Source organism: Archangium violaceum, from assembly GCF_016859125.1.
GTDB lineage: Bacteria > Myxococcota > Myxococcia > Myxococcales > Myxococcaceae > Archangium > Archangium violaceum_A.
This window is the reverse complement of the sequence record NZ_CP069338.1, coordinates 11,724,110-11,737,726: the sequence shown is the minus strand read 5'-3', so window position 1 is coordinate 11,737,726 and position 13,617 is coordinate 11,724,110. Positions and strand designations below refer to the sequence as shown.

Sequence of the window (13,617 nt, the reverse complement as noted above, 5' to 3'; positions counted from 1 at the left end):
TGCCCTCCTCTATTCAGAGGCGCCTGGTAGGACGACTTCGACACCATAGGACCACGGGATTGTAGAACACGGAGTAGATCCCAAGACCCCGGGCGTCATGGCTCGTCACCGAGCCAGACGGTCTGGTACCCCTTGCTGTTCGTCCTGAGCGAGGGGACCTTGACCGCGTAATTGCCGGTGCTGTCGATGAAGAGATAGGGCTTCTCGCGAATGACCGGCGTGGTGTCGACGACCGTGTAGACCTGGTTCTGCCAGGTGCCCGTCGGGGCCTGCTCGTCACCGACGAAGACCATGTTCCAGTTCTGGTCCACCCAGTGGTTCAGACTGGTATTCCGGGTGAGGAACTGCTGCTGGGTTCCGGAGTTGATGGTGTTGTCGATCTTCGAATATGAGTTGAGTCGTCCGGAATCATGCCCGGGTGTGCTCGCAGCTGGTGACAGCGGTCATCACCTGGTGATTGCTGTCACCATGCGTCGCCTGGGAGTGCTTCAACCCGCCTTCAGCAAGTCGCCGAGGATTTCCCGGCTCCGGGTCCACAGGAGCGCGCCGCCTTCGTCGGGAAAGGCATGCAGGGTTGCCTTCGGGAAGCGTGTGCTCAGGGTCTCTCCGAAGTCCGGGGAGTGGACGGTGCTCGTGTCGCGCTTTCCGTACCAGAGGCTCACGGGCACGGTGATGGTCTCGGGCTGTGTCGGCCAACGGCTCATGGCCAGGGTGAGGTCGCGGACGTATCCACCGGGTCCCTGCGCGAAGCCCTCGGCCAGGGACCGCCGGTACGCGGTGGAGAACGCGGGCTCGTCGTAGATGGCACGATCCTCTGGTGCGCTCATGGCGATGATGAGCGCCCATAGCCCTTCCGCGTCCACGCGTGCGGCGAACGAGGCCTCGAAGCCCTCCCGATCCTTCTCGATCGCCGTGACCAGTCCGGCGACGTCTGGATGAAGCATCTGCCTCGTCGGTGGGTACGCGAGCTCATCCTGACCGGAGACGATGGCAACGGCCGAGACGACATCCGAGCCAGCGAGGGCGACGGCGAAGGGAGCGCCCTGGGAGAATCCAATGACAGGTGGCCGCGCGATTCCCTCGGATCGCAGCACGGCCTCGACATCCCGGGCGTAGCTCTCAAGGCTCTTGTTCGGGTCCGGCGCCGACCCGCCGAGCCCCGCGCGATCGACGCAGAGCAGCCGCACGCCCAGCTCCTGGATGGCCTCCGCACCGAATCCAAAGGAGCTGGTCATGGCCGCGCCGGTGCAGAAGAGAACCGGAGTTCCTCGAGCGGAGCCCCACTCGGACCAGCCCACGCGCCTTCCATCCTCACGAGCGATGTGGCGGGTGCGGTCCGGAGCAGCGAGTTGAAGGGTCATCCGTGCAGACTCGGAGAAGGGAGCGGGAGCGTCAAGGTCCATGGACTGGCTGGGGACGGTCCCAACTCCTCGAAACTGACAGGGGGGGTTGTACACCCGCCCAGATGGAAACTTCAGGCCACCTCGTTTCGACAACGAGGTGGGACCAACGCATCCACCCGCTTGACCGACCACACCAGGAGACAGGCAATGCACTCGAGACGGATGATGTGGAACACGGCGATGTTGGCAGTGGAGCTCGTGCTTGCCTCATGTGGTGGAAGCTTCGAGGACGCGGCGTTCGATGAGTCGGAGACGAGCACGTTCACGTCCGAGTTGAACTCACCCATCTACGATAGGGCGCGGGCCTACGCTGCCGCCCATCCCAAGCGGGACGGCGCGTCGTGGGACCAGTGGTGCGGCTCTTTGATGTGGCGCTTTGGTCAGCTGCCCGAATCCTCGGCCCGGCCCTCCGCCATCGAGGCCTACCAAGCGTCGAGCATCGTTTCGACGGACGCATCGAAAGCGCTCACCGGCGCCTTCCACTGGTGGGACATTGGCGCTTACGGTCATCGACTTTGGCTATACCGGTCCCATTGATGGCGTGACAGGCCCTCAAACGGAGAAGATTCGCGTGAGGATCACCGCGCGTGAGCTGAACAACCGAGGTGGACCTCGTACCTCCGCGCAGGAAGATGGGATTCCCGGGAAGATCTACTGGACTCGCGTCCAGAGTGTCGGCCGGAGCTTCGGCTACACCGGCCCCATCGATGGTGTTCCCGGCCCGAATACCTACAAGGCCGAACACCGGATCGCCGCTTACGCGGTGAACCGGGCTTTCTGCCTCGCGCCGTCTGGAATCCTGGCCATGCCGTCCAGGACGAGCTTGCGGATCAGGAAGATTTGGCCCTTTATTCGAAGCCCCGCCCTTCCTCGCCCAGAATCCTGGTCGTCACATGCCTGCCACGTTCCACACGAGAGTTGTCCCCATCGTCGTGCTCCTCTCCCTTTCCGCGTACGCGGCGGGGGAGAGTGCCGGAGCCGTCGACTTCAAGAACACGATCAGCATGCTCAGCCGCCTCTTCAGGCAGGGCGAGTACGAGCAGGCCGTGGATGTCATCGAGCTCGTGCGTCAGCGCCCGTTGGGGACGTCCGAGCTGGTGACCCTGTCCCTCTACGAGGGCATCATCTTGTTTGAATTGGGCAAGCACGAGGAGTCTGGAGATGCCTTCCAGATGGCGCTCATGCTCCGGCTCGATGCGAAGCTTCCCGAGCCGGTCTCACCCAAGATCGAGAGTCTCTTCGAGGCCAGCCTGCGAAAGGTCCAGCAGGAGCTGTCCCCCCCGGCTCCGGCTCCTTCCACTCCGGGGGGCTCCTCGCCGGATTGCCCTTCGGCACGCATCGCGGCCAAGGGCAGGACCTTGAAGGCACAGCAGCTGTGGAGGTTGGCCTCCATGGATCAGATGTTGTGCGTGCGAGGGCTCCGGAAGGGGACGGTCATCGGGGCCTTGTCGGCATTGAAGGCCCAGGTCACGGAAGCGGCCACGAGCACCGAATGGGTGCGCGTCACCCAGGACATCGAGCGGTTCGCCCATCAGTTCGCCGTGTACCCGTCCAACGAGGACTGGCGTAAGGCGAAATCCACCGTGCCTGAAGAGCTCTGGGAGCTCGGGGACGAGGACCAGGACGTGCCCCTGCCCGAAGAGCCCCCCGTGCCCGTCGTCAAATCCCAGCCCGAGGAGGAACCGACGAATCTGTTCGGGTGTCTGGCGGCCGTCGCTCCCGAATGCGAGCGGCTCATGATGCGGCTGATTCCCCTCCAGACTCGAGCCGACGGCATGGAGGCCGCGAAGAAGGGCCCGGCGAAGAAGGAGCTGTTCCGCCTGGGCAAGAAGATCCGCGAGGCCCGCTCCAGCGAGACCCTGGCGGAGGCCTCGCGCGAAATCGACGCCTGGCAGGCGAAGTCGCACTGAACCTCGGAACCGCCGCTGCTCACTCCTCGATCAGGTTGAGCTTGAGGGTGGAGCGATGTCCGGCTTTGACGTTGACCTCGCGCTTCACCCTCTTGGCGAGCTTCTCGTTGACGAACTCGAGGGTGTGCCGCCCCGCGGTCAGCTCCAGGGGGGGCAGGGGGGTGGGTCCCTGCCTCTTGCCGTCCACGAAGACGGTGGCGTAGGGGAAGATGCGCAGCTCCAGGGTGCCCTTGAAGGTGACGGTGGGCGTGGCTGGAGGAGCGGACCGCTTCGGGACTGACGGCTGCACGGGGGCGGGAGCGGGCGTCGTGACAGGGGGGGCGGAGGCAATTCCGCTCCCCGCGTCCGGCACCCCCGCGTCGTCCTGCACGCCCGTGGTGGGGAGTGACGTGCGGTTGGGCTCGGAGGGGGTCTCCGCCAGCAAGATGGGTTCTGTTTCGGCGGTGGGAGGAGGCTTCGGCCAGAAACCCGCTCGCCAGGACACCCCGATGCCGCACGTGGCGAGCAGCAGGGCCGCACCCAACAGGAGGGGGACCCGTTGATTCGACGGCGGGGGCTTCTGCTCCGGCCTGGCGGGGCGCCACACGGCCCGCGCGCCAGTGGCCACGCCCGGATTCAGCTCCTGGGGATCCTCGTCGGGGGTGGACGGGGCTGGAGTGGACCGGGACGGCCGTGGCGGCCGTACCTGGGCGGTCATCAGCTCGGGGGGCGGAGGCGTGTGCGCGCGGCGCCGGGGCGGAGGCGTGACGAGGTCCCTCGGCTCCTCCTCTTTCGGCGCCTGGGGCCCGCGATGATTCGCCGTCACCACCTCGTTCGTGGGCGAGGAAACACGCTTCCGGACGAGGTTCGGTGGCTCGGGGGCCGGAGTGAGCGCCGGCCGAAGCGGCCCGACGGGGGGCGGCGTCAGGGCGGGGAAGTCCGTCTTCGAGACAGTCTGGTTGATGAACTGGGCCATCTGCTGCGCCGTCACGGGCCTGCCCACCGAGACGATGAACGCCTCCAGGTCGGCCTGAAGGGCATGACAGTCCGGGTAGCGTTGGTCGCGATCCTTGGCGAGCGCCCTGGTGAGGATGCGCCGCAGCGGCTGGGGCAGATCCGGACGGACCTGGGCCGCCTGAATGGGTGGCTCGTAGAGGATGGCCTGCATCAGCCCGGCCTCCGAATCCGAGGCGTACGGCCGCTGGCCCGTGAGCAGCTCGTAGAACACCACCCCGAGCGCGTACACGTCCGCGCGCCGGTCCAGCGCCTTCGCCCGCAGCTGCTCGGGCGGCATGTACGCGATCTTGCCCTTGATGACGCCGCTTTCCGTCTTGTGGCTCTGCCCGGCGGCCTTGGCGATGCCGAAGTCCACCACCTTCACCGCGCCCTGCCGGGACAGCAGGACGTTGTCCGGGCTGACGTCGCGGTGGATGAGGCCCTGCGGCTCGCCCGTGTCGGGATCGACGAAGTCATGGGCGAAGGCGAGCCCCTCGCAGGCCTGGGAGATGATCCGGGCGCACAGGGTGGGGGGCGGCGACAGGCCCTGGCTCGTGGCGCGCTTGATGACCTCGCGCAGGCTGGGCCCGTCGATGTACTCCATGGTCAGGAAGTACGCGCCGTCCGCCTCGCCGAAATCGAAGATCTGCACGATGTTCGGGTGCGTGAGCCGGGCGGCGAGCCTGGCCTCGGACAGGAACATCTGGACGAAGGCGGGCTCCTCGGCCAGATCGGGAAGGATGCGCTTGAGGACCAGGGTCTTCTCGAAGCCCATGGGCCCGGAGGCCTTGGCGAGGAACACCTCGGCCATGCCGCCCGCGGCGAGCTTGCGCACCAATTGGTATTTACCCACCTGTTGCAGCGTCACGAGCCAACTCTTTCTTCTCGGCGGATCCGGCGGTCCTGCCCCGGGAGCTCTCAGGGCGAATCTATTGGTTTCAAACACTCTCCGCGAGCTTGCTCAGCTCCACGTTGGCACCGCAGAGGAGCACGCCGACCCGCTCGCCCGGCTGGGGTCGGTAGGCATTGGAGAGGAGCGCGGCGAGGGCCGTCGCGCCGCCGGGCTCGGCTGCGATGCGCCACTCGCGCCAGAGCGTTCGTTGTGCCTCGCGGATGGCCGCGTCCGTCACGAGCGCGACGTGGTCGACCGCGGCTCGGGCAATGGAGAACACAAGCTCTCCCGTGTTGCGCGCGCCGAGCGAATCCGCCGCGATTGACTCAACCGTTACATCCACGGGACGGCCTGCTTCGAGCGAGGCGTGCAGCGCGCGGGAGCCTTCGGGCTCGACGCCGACGAGCTTGATGCCTCGCCCCGCCCACCAGCTCGCGATGCCAGCGATCAACCCACCGCCACCGACGGCCACGAGGACCGTGTCGAGCCCCTGCCCATCCTCTTCCCACTCGAGGGCGACGGTGCCCTGGCCCTGGATGGTGGAGAGGGAGTCGTAGGCATGGACGGAGAGCGCGCCCGTGTCGGCGATGTATGCGCCGCAGGTGACGAGCGCGTCGGCATAGCGCGGGCCTCCGATGACGACCTCGGCGCCGAAGCGGCGGATGAGCTCGAGCTTCGCGGGGCTCGAGATCTCCGGTACGAAGATGCGGGCGGGGATGCCCAGCTGCCGCGCCGCGTAGGCGACGGCCGCACCGTGATTGCCGCCCGATGCGGCGGCCACACCCGCCTTTGGAACGGGCTGCGTCAACAAGGTGTTGAAGGCACCGCGCGGTTTGAAAGAGCCCGCGTGCTGGAGGAACTCGAGCTTCAGGCTCACCGGCCCGTCGTGTCCCAGGGCACCGCCGGGCTGGGTGCAGACCGGGGTGCGACGGATGTGGGGGCGGATGCGCTCGTAGGCGGCGCGGATGTCGTCGCGGGAGAGGGGAAGGGCCATGGCTCGTTCGAACGGGGGCCGCCTGTCTATCATGAGCGGCCCCTCGGTGGCCGGATCCTCCTTCACCCTGGAATGAGGAGCTCGGGCGTGGAATCCGTCATGGGCAGAACCGCCTCGGACGAGGCCTCCGCCAGGGGAATGCCGAAGGAGAACGTCGAGCCCGCCCCCGGGGTGCTCACCAGCCAGATGTGCCCTCCATGGGCCTCGATGATCTGCCGGCTCAGGTGCAGCCCGAGCCCCACCACTCCCGTGTAGCCCGGTGCTCCTGGTGGGAGCGGCTCATAGAGGGGCTCGAAGACATGGGGCTGGCGCTCCGGCGGAATGCCGGGGCCGTGGTCGTGCACGGAGACCACGGCGTCGTCCCCCTGCCTCCGGGCCTCGAGCTGGATGGCTCCGCCAGGACGTGAGTACCGCAGGGCGTTCTCCAGCAGATGGGACACCACCTCTCCCATGAGATAGCGGTCGGCATGGACGATGAGCGGGCCAGAGGTCTCGACGCGAATCGGGTTCTCCGTGGTTCGCGCCGCCTTCTCCACCCGCTCTCGAACCAGGGCGTGGAGATCGAAGGGCTTGCGCTCCAGCCTTGGCTCGTTGGGCGCCATCTTCACGGCCGCGAACAGGTGCTCCACCAGGCGGGTAATCCGCCGGGTGTTGCGCGAGATGGCGGTGATCCCCTTGAGCTGGCGGGGCGTGAGCGCCTCCTTGTCGAGCAATATCTCCGCCCACGTCTGGATGGTGGTGACGGGAGTCTTCAGCTCGTGGGCCGCGGCCGTCATGAATTCCTCGCGCAGCCGCAAGGCCTCTCGCACCTGCTGGAACAGGCGTGCCTTCTCGATGGCCACGGCGAACAGCTGGCCCAGGGTGGAGTGGAACTCCAGCTCTCGTGCGGAGAAGGCGCGGGGAGCGTTGGTACCGTAGGTCATCACCCCCACGAGGTGCCCGCGAGAGCGCAGCGGAAACGCCGCCACTCCACGCAACCCCTCGTCCGCCCAGATACACGAGACCCCGGGCCGCCTTTCCTCCGCCTGGAGATCCTCGACGACCTGGAGCCGCTCCGTCCGGGCCGCCTGCGCCGTGAGCACGGGGGCATCGAAGGAGAGGCGACGCAGGCTCTCATCATCTGGGATGCGATGGGATGCGAGCAGGGTGAGCTCCCGGTGCTCCGGCTCCGCCAGCCAGACCCCGACCGCGTCGGCGCGCAGGCTATGGCGGCTCTGCTCGATGACCACCTCGGCGATCCGCTCGAGCTCCACCTCGCTGACCAGGGCCTGACCGACCCGGGCCAGCGCCAGCTCCTGATCCAGCAGCCGCGCCAGCTCGTCCTCCACCTGCTTGTGCTCGGTGATGTCCTGCACCGTCCCCAGGATGCGCACCGGGTGGCCCTCCGCGTCCGGGTGGACCTCGACCTCGTGGTGGACGATGCGCTCCGTTCCGTCCGGCCGGCGGACGCGATGGTCGAGGCTGAAGGGCTTGCTCCCGACCCGGGCCGCCTCCATCGCCTTCTCGATTCCCCGCCGCTCCTGGGGAGGGATGAAGGAGAGGAGCATCTCGAGGGTGAGCGTGCGCGCCTGGGGGGTGAGGCCCAGGATGCGGTAGACCTCATCCGACCCGTGGAACTGGTGGCTCACCAGGTCCCAGTCCCAGTTGCCGAGGTGCGCGATGCGCTGCGCCTGGGCGAGGCTCTCCTCGCTCCTGCGGAGGGCCTGCTCCTCCTGCCGGTGCCGGGTGATGTCCCGGATGACGACTTCCCCGAGGATGATCTGCCCGGAGGCATCCCTGACGGGGGCACCATTGATGCTGAGCAGGATTTGTCTCCCATCTGGACGGCGGAAGAGCATCTCCAGGTCGGTGAAGGACTCACCCCTCAACGTACGAACGAGCGGCAATTCCTTCTGCTCCATCGGGCGTCCGTCCGGGTGCCGGAGGTCATGGCGCCGGAGATGCTCGGAGAAGGACATCTCGGTGAAACCGGAGTGGCTCCGGATTCCGAGCAGCCGGAAGCCCGCGGGATTGGTGCTGACCATCCGTCCCTCCGTGTTGGCGACGATGATGGCTTCCGGCACGCTGGCGATGATCGCCGCGAGCTCGAGGGCCTGGCGCTCGGCCTCCTTGTGCAGGGCGTTCACCTCCGTCTCCCGCCTCGCGACCTCGGCCGCCATCGTGTTGAAGGCCTTGCCCAGCTCCTCCAGCTCATCCCCCGTGTCGATGTGCACGCGCGCTTCCCGATCGCCCCGTCCCAGGGCCTGGGCGGCCGCCTGGAGTTGCCTCACCGGGCGGGTATAGAAGCGCGTCAACCCCAGGGCCAGCAGGAGGCTCAGCAGGAGGATGCCCGCGAAGACGGCGAGCCTGAGGTGCATCTGCTCGTAGACAGGAGCCAGGGCCAGGTCGCGTTCCACGGATACCCCCACGGCCCACGGGTATTTGGGGACCGGAGCGAAGGCTCCCAGGTGCTCGTCTTCCAGGAAGGGGCTCGTGAACCGGGCCAGCCGAGCCGGGATGCCGTCCAGTGCCCTCTGGATGGCCTCGAAGCGGAGATAGGCGCCGCTCTGCCGGTAGGGAAGGTAGGCGGCACCCGTGTGGAAGGCCAGCCTGCGGCTCGGATCGACCAGGAGGAGGACCTGTCGCTGCTGGGAGCGGGCATCCAGGAAGCGATCCGCGAGCTGCTCGGCTCGGAGCTGGATGGTGACGACTCCGATGGGCCGTCCTCCTTCGTCACGGATGGGAACGCTGGCGATCAATCCCGCACGAAGGGTGCGCTCCAGTTCGTGCACATGGGAGATGACGGGTGCATTGCTCGCCATCACCTGCTGAAAGAACGGGCGGTCACGGATGTCGCGCCCGGGGTCGGCGAAGCCGGACTGGCCCCCCCAACCCCGTTGGTGACCCCGGGCGTCGTAGATGCCAATGGATTGATAGAGCGGGCTGCGTTCGACCACCCTCCTCAGGTGAGAGTCCAGCACCCGGGAGTCCAGGATCAGGAGCCGCGGATCCTGCGCCACGGCCCAACCGAGCCCGACGGCACCATCGAAGACCTCGGCGACCTGTACGGCGACGGACTGGGCCGTCATCGCCTGGGCCTCCAGGATGTACTCCTGGGTCCGCCTCAGGTCGGAGAGGAAGCCAGCGACCAGCAGACCCAGGACCGGTAGGAGGACGAGGACGAAGGCGACGAGCAACTTGGCGTGGATGTGCAGACGCGGCAGGGTCGCTCGGGAGTGCATACGGGTTCATCGCCTCATCGGAGTCCCGGTCGGGGTGTCGTGGGGAACTCCCACCCTGGAGGGAGCCGCGGCGCCACTTTCGTGATGGGGGAAGCACACCTCATGCGCGCACCGGCCACGGAGTGGGGGGAGGAACCGTCTTCAACCGCTGTCTCGCGAGTCGCTCGAAGGTGTGGGCGCCCTGCTCACGAGCGATCTCGAGAGCACACTTGAAGCTGGCCTCGGCCTCCTGCTCCTGGCCGAGCGCACGCAGACCCTCGCCCCGCAGCCGGTGCAGCGCCGAGGCGTAGAAGCGTTCCTCTCCCAGGTGGGTGAGGGCCCGCTCCACCACCTCCAGCGCCTGCTGGGGTTGCCGCTGCCACAAGTAGATTTCCGCCAACATGCCGCAGTGGTGGCTCTGGTAGGACTGGATGCCGGAAGCCCGCCATTGCTCGATCCCCTGCCGCATGAGCGCCAGCCCCTGGGAGACCCATCCCATCCCGGCCAGGGCCCAGCCGCGCAGGAGCGCCGCCCCGCTGCGCCACATCCGGAAGTGGTGCTCGCTCGAGAGCGCCATGCAGCGCTCCGCCAGTTCCAGGGTGCTGACGACATCTCCCCAGTACTGGCTGCCCTGCGCCACGGAGTGGAGGGCGAAGGCGGAGGTGTGCAGGTGTCCGAGCCGTCCGGCCAGTGCCAGCGCTTCCTGGCCCCAGATTCGGGCCCGCTCCAGGTCCCCACCCCAGGAGAGGATGAGGGAGCCGTAGGCCAGCGCCTTCACCCGTGGCTCCACCCAGTGCCGGAGCGCCAGACGCCGGTGCTCGTCCAGGGTGAAGTGCGAGCTTCCCAGCGCCAGCTCCGCGTGCTCTCGCGCGGCACGGCCCTGTCCGCGGGTGAAGGCCACCATGGCCATCATCCCGTGTCCCAGGGCGAGCAGCTCCCGGTCTTCCAGTCGCTGGCCCTGGGCCACCAACCGCTCCGCCAGCTCCCATGCGGGCGACAGCTCGCCGCGCCCCAGGTAGAAGGAGAAGGCCCCCCAGTAGGACAGCTCCAATCGAGGCAGCTCGTCGCCCACGGCATCGAACAGCGAGCGAGCACGCGCGAAGGTCCGCTCCGCGTCGGCCGATTGATAGCCCCGCGCCTGCACCAGGGGAATGCCCAGCGTCATCAGGAGCCGCAGCTCCTCGCCCTGGCGCTGGCCCGCGTCCGGAAGGGTCCGCAGCAGGTTCAGCGCCCGCGTGAGGTGTTCAATCGCCTCCTGGTGGGCCGAGCGCTGACTGGCATGTGCACCGGCGCGAGTCCACCAGAGGAGGGCCTGCGTGTGCCAGGCCGCTTCCGTGTAGTGGTGGGCCAGCAACTCCGGATGGGCCTCCGCCAGCTCGGGGAAGGACTCCTCCAGCACCAGGGCGATGCGCTGGTGGTACTCGCGCCGGGTGCCGCGCAGCAGCGATTGATAGGCCGCCTCCTGGATGAGGGCGTGCCGGAACCGGTACTCCGCCAGCTCCTCGTCCGGCCCCTCCTGCTCCAGGATGCCCGCGGAGACCAGCCCCTCCAGATCGCGGATCCTCGCGGCCTCGGATTGATGCGTGAGGGCCGCCACCAGGGCACTCGAGAAGCTTCGTCCCATCACCGAGCAGAGCTGCGCCAGCATCTTCTGCCGGGGAGGGAGCGCGTCCAGACGCGCGAGCAGCAGCTCGTGCAGGCTCGAGGGAATGGAGGAGGACACGTCTCCAGCGGCCTGCCGCTCCAACATCATGCGCGTCAGCTCCTCCGCGAAGAGTGGAACGCCCTCCGTCCTCTTCACGAGTTGCCGCATCACTCCCGATGTCAGGACCCGGCCCCGGGCCGCCTCCCGCACCAACACCTGGGTGTGTTTCTCGGACAGTCGCTCCAGCGAGAGGATGTGGAGGCCGGGCCATCGCGGCGCGGCATCGCGCGGCTCGGCGCGGCTGCTGAGGAGCAGCAACACCCGGGACTGACTCACCGACTCGTGCAGCCAGACCAGGAGCTCCAGGGTGGAGGGATCCGCCCAGTGCAGATCCTCCACCACGACCAGCACCGGTCGCTCGCGAGCCAGGCCCCGCAGCAGGATGGCCAGGGCGTCGAACACCAGTGACTTCTGCCGCTCCGGCGTCAGCTGGGTGGAGGGCAGTGTCTCCATGGGCGGGAGGGACAGGAGCGAGACGAGCGCCTGCAGGTGCTCGGCCGAGAGGCCGAGCGCGCGCAGTCGTGGCTCCAGCCCGCGCGGAGCTCCGGGGGAGGCGCCTTCCGGGCGTGAATCCTCGAGCAGGCGCTGGAGCAGGTCGATGACGGGATACAGCGCGCTGGAGGAGAACGGGGCGCCGCACTGGGCATTCAGGCGACAGTCCGCCTCGGAAGCCACCCGCTCCCGTACCTCGTGGATGAGGCGGGACTTCCCCAGGCCCGCCTCGCCGCGAAGAAGGACGGCGGTGCCCTGTCCCCGCCGGGCACTCGCCCACAGCTCGAGCACCTCCCGCAGCTCCCGCTCGCGCCCGACCAGCGGTGTCAGCCCGAAGGCCGCGTGCATCCGCTCGAAGCGGGACCGGGTCTTGCGCTCGCTCAGCGCCCGGAACACCCGTACCGGGCGGGCGGCCGGTGCTCCCGTGGGACGCCGTGTCCCGAGCGGCTCCATTTCGAAGGCACCGCGCACCAGGGTCCGGGTGGCCTCGCTGAGGAGCACCGTGCCGGGCTCGGCCTGCCGGGCCAGCCAGGCGACCACCTCGGGCGCATCTCCCGAGAGGACGGGCCCCCCCGCGCTCTCGTGCAGGGCCACCCTGTCCGTGTGGATGCCCACCCCCATGGAGAGCCCTCGCGAGAACGGGCGCGGCAGCTTCCGCTGGAGCATCCGGGGGAAGTCCCGGGCCAGGAGCATTGCCGCGTGGACGGCGTTCCTGGAATCCTCCTCCTGGGCCTGGGGATAGCCGAAGCAGGCCAGCACCTGGGCTCCCATGGAGGGCGTGAGCGAGCCGCCGTGATGGCCGAGGAGCTCCGCACAGGTCTCGCGGAAGGCGGCCTCCAGCTCATCGAAGTCCTCGGGGTCGAGCGCCGCCGGGAGTCCGAGCGGTACGCAGCACACCAGCGTCACCTGTCGACGCTGGGCGACGGAGGTCTGCCCCTGCTCGCGACGCAGCCCGAGGTGCTCGCTCACCTCGCGCAGCTCCTCCAGCAACTCCTGCCCCGAGGGAATGCGCCGGGCCGGGTCCTTGGCCAGGGCCGTGGCGACCAGTTGCTCCAGCTCCCGCGACAATTCCGGGCGGAGCGCGCGTACCGAGGGCACGGGCTCCGCGGAGATCACCCGGGCACGGAGCTCCTCGGCACAGAGGGTGGAGAAGGGCCGCTTGCCGGTCAGCAGCTCGTAGAGCAGCAACCCCGCTGCCCACACATCGGTCCGCTCGTCCTGGGGCCTGCCCAACCATTGCTCGGGTGCCATGTACAAGGGAGTGCCCGCCGTGGACATGTCCGGCAGGGGCAGGGTGCTCGCCACGAGGTGGGCCAGGCCGAAGTCCAGGAGCTTCACCGTCTCCTCGCGGGTGATGAAGACGTTGGCGGGCTTGAGATCCCGGTGGATGAGGTGTCGCTGGTGCGCGTGAGCGAGGCCCGCGGCCACTCCTTCCATGATCGTCATCGCCTGCTTCAGCTCCAGCCGGCCCCGGTGCAGCCGCGCCGAAAGCGACTCGCCCTCCAGGTACTCCATCACCAGGAAGAGCACGCGCTGCTCTCCGTGCTCGACGCGCCACTCGGCCACGTCGAAGAGGCGGACGATGTTCTCGTGGTTCAATCGGGCAATGGCCCGGGCCTCCTGTTGGAGCAGTTCGGTGACCCGGCTCCCGAGCGACATGGTCTGCGGGTTCAGGAATTTGAGCGCCACCTCGCGCTGCAGCTCCGCGTCCCAGGCCTGGAACACCTCGCCCATGGAGCCGCGGCCCAGCGCCAGTTGGATCTCGAACCGCCGGCCATCCGGGCCCCCCAGCTTCTCTCCAGGGACGGGACTGGCCAGCCAGGGATCGGTGCCCACGACCTCCTCCAGCAAGGAGTCCCCGAAGTCCATGTCGTCTTGAATCGAATCCATCCTCGGCTGCCTCGAGAGGGGCTCGCGCCACTCCTCGTGCCTGGCTGGCGCCGGAGAAGCCGGGGATCGCCCCATTCTCAGGACATGTGCATGGCCTCTCGCTGGGGCAACATCGAGGCCGGGCGAGGCTGGAAGAGGGGAGCCATCCGGCGAGGC

8 protein-coding genes are annotated in these 13,617 nt (G+C 68.3%); 2 read left to right on the top strand and 6 right to left on the bottom strand.

Annotation, left to right across the window (positions count from 1 at the left end; translation table 11 throughout):
* Positions 1–95: 95 nt before the first annotated feature.
* Both JQX13_RS49535 and JQX13_RS49530 read right to left on the bottom strand, forming a co-directional pair.
* Positions 96–311 (bottom strand): hypothetical protein, encoded by a 216-nt coding sequence (locus JQX13_RS49535; RefSeq protein WP_239014339.1) that lies wholly within the window; start codon positions 309–311, stop codon positions 96–98.
* A gap of 177 nt (positions 312–488) precedes the next feature.
* A complete protein-coding gene (locus JQX13_RS49530) occupies positions 489–1,361 on the bottom strand; it encodes an alpha/beta fold hydrolase (RefSeq protein ID WP_203406354.1) in 873 nt (290 codons plus the stop codon).
* Between the two features lie 204 nt (positions 1,362–1,565).
* Here JQX13_RS49530 and JQX13_RS55070 point away from each other — a divergent pair, with 204 nt between their 5' ends.
* Positions 1,566–1,940 (top strand): hypothetical protein, encoded by a 375-nt coding sequence (locus JQX13_RS55070; protein WP_239014338.1) that lies wholly within the window; start codon positions 1,566–1,568, stop codon positions 1,938–1,940.
* 356 nt (positions 1,941–2,296) lie between these two features.
* Positions 2,297–3,313, top strand: coding sequence for a hypothetical protein (locus JQX13_RS49520; protein WP_203412641.1), 1,017 nt, complete (start codon positions 2,297–2,299; stop codon positions 3,311–3,313).
* Positions 3,314–3,332: 19 nt separating this feature from the next.
* On the opposite strand, the gene JQX13_RS49515 is transcribed toward JQX13_RS49520, so the two are convergent.
* The 4 genes from JQX13_RS49515 to JQX13_RS49500 form a co-directional block, all read right to left on the bottom strand.
* Positions 3,333–5,156 (bottom strand): serine/threonine protein kinase, encoded by a 1,824-nt coding sequence (locus JQX13_RS49515; RefSeq protein ID WP_430384132.1) that lies wholly within the window; start codon positions 5,154–5,156, stop codon positions 3,333–3,335.
* Between the two features lie 70 nt (positions 5,157–5,226).
* On the bottom strand, positions 5,227–6,174 hold the full coding sequence (locus tag JQX13_RS49510; RefSeq protein ID WP_239014337.1) for a threonine/serine dehydratase: 948 nt from the start codon (positions 6,172–6,174) through the stop codon (positions 5,227–5,229).
* A gap of 62 nt (positions 6,175–6,236) precedes the next feature.
* Positions 6,237–9,395, bottom strand: coding sequence for an ATP-binding protein (locus JQX13_RS49505; RefSeq protein ID WP_203406352.1), 3,159 nt, complete (start codon positions 9,393–9,395; stop codon positions 6,237–6,239).
* A gap of 100 nt (positions 9,396–9,495) precedes the next feature.
* A complete protein-coding gene (locus tag JQX13_RS49500) occupies positions 9,496–13,461 on the bottom strand; it encodes a protein kinase domain-containing protein (protein ID WP_203406351.1) in 3,966 nt (1,321 codons plus the stop codon).
* Positions 13,462–13,617 lie beyond the last annotated feature (156 nt).

Coding starts and splice junctions, on each gene's coding strand:
- JQX13_RS49530 (WP_203406354.1), bottom strand. CDS start 1,361: ATGACCCTTCAACTCGCTGCTCCGGACCGCACCCGCCACATCGCTCGT.
- JQX13_RS55070 (WP_239014338.1), top strand. CDS start 1,566: ATGATGTGGAACACGGCGATGTTGGCAGTGGAGCTCGTGCTTGCCTCA.
- JQX13_RS49520 (WP_203412641.1), top strand. CDS start 2,297: ATGCCTGCCACGTTCCACACGAGAGTTGTCCCCATCGTCGTGCTCCTC.
- JQX13_RS49510 (WP_239014337.1), bottom strand. CDS start 6,174: ATGGCCCTTCCCCTCTCCCGCGACGACATCCGCGCCGCCTACGAGCGC.
- JQX13_RS49505 (WP_203406352.1), bottom strand. CDS start 9,395: ATGCACTCCCGAGCGACCCTGCCGCGTCTGCACATCCACGCCAAGTTG.
- JQX13_RS49500 (WP_203406351.1), bottom strand. CDS start 13,461: ATGGATTCGATTCAAGACGACATGGACTTCGGGGACTCCTTGCTGGAG.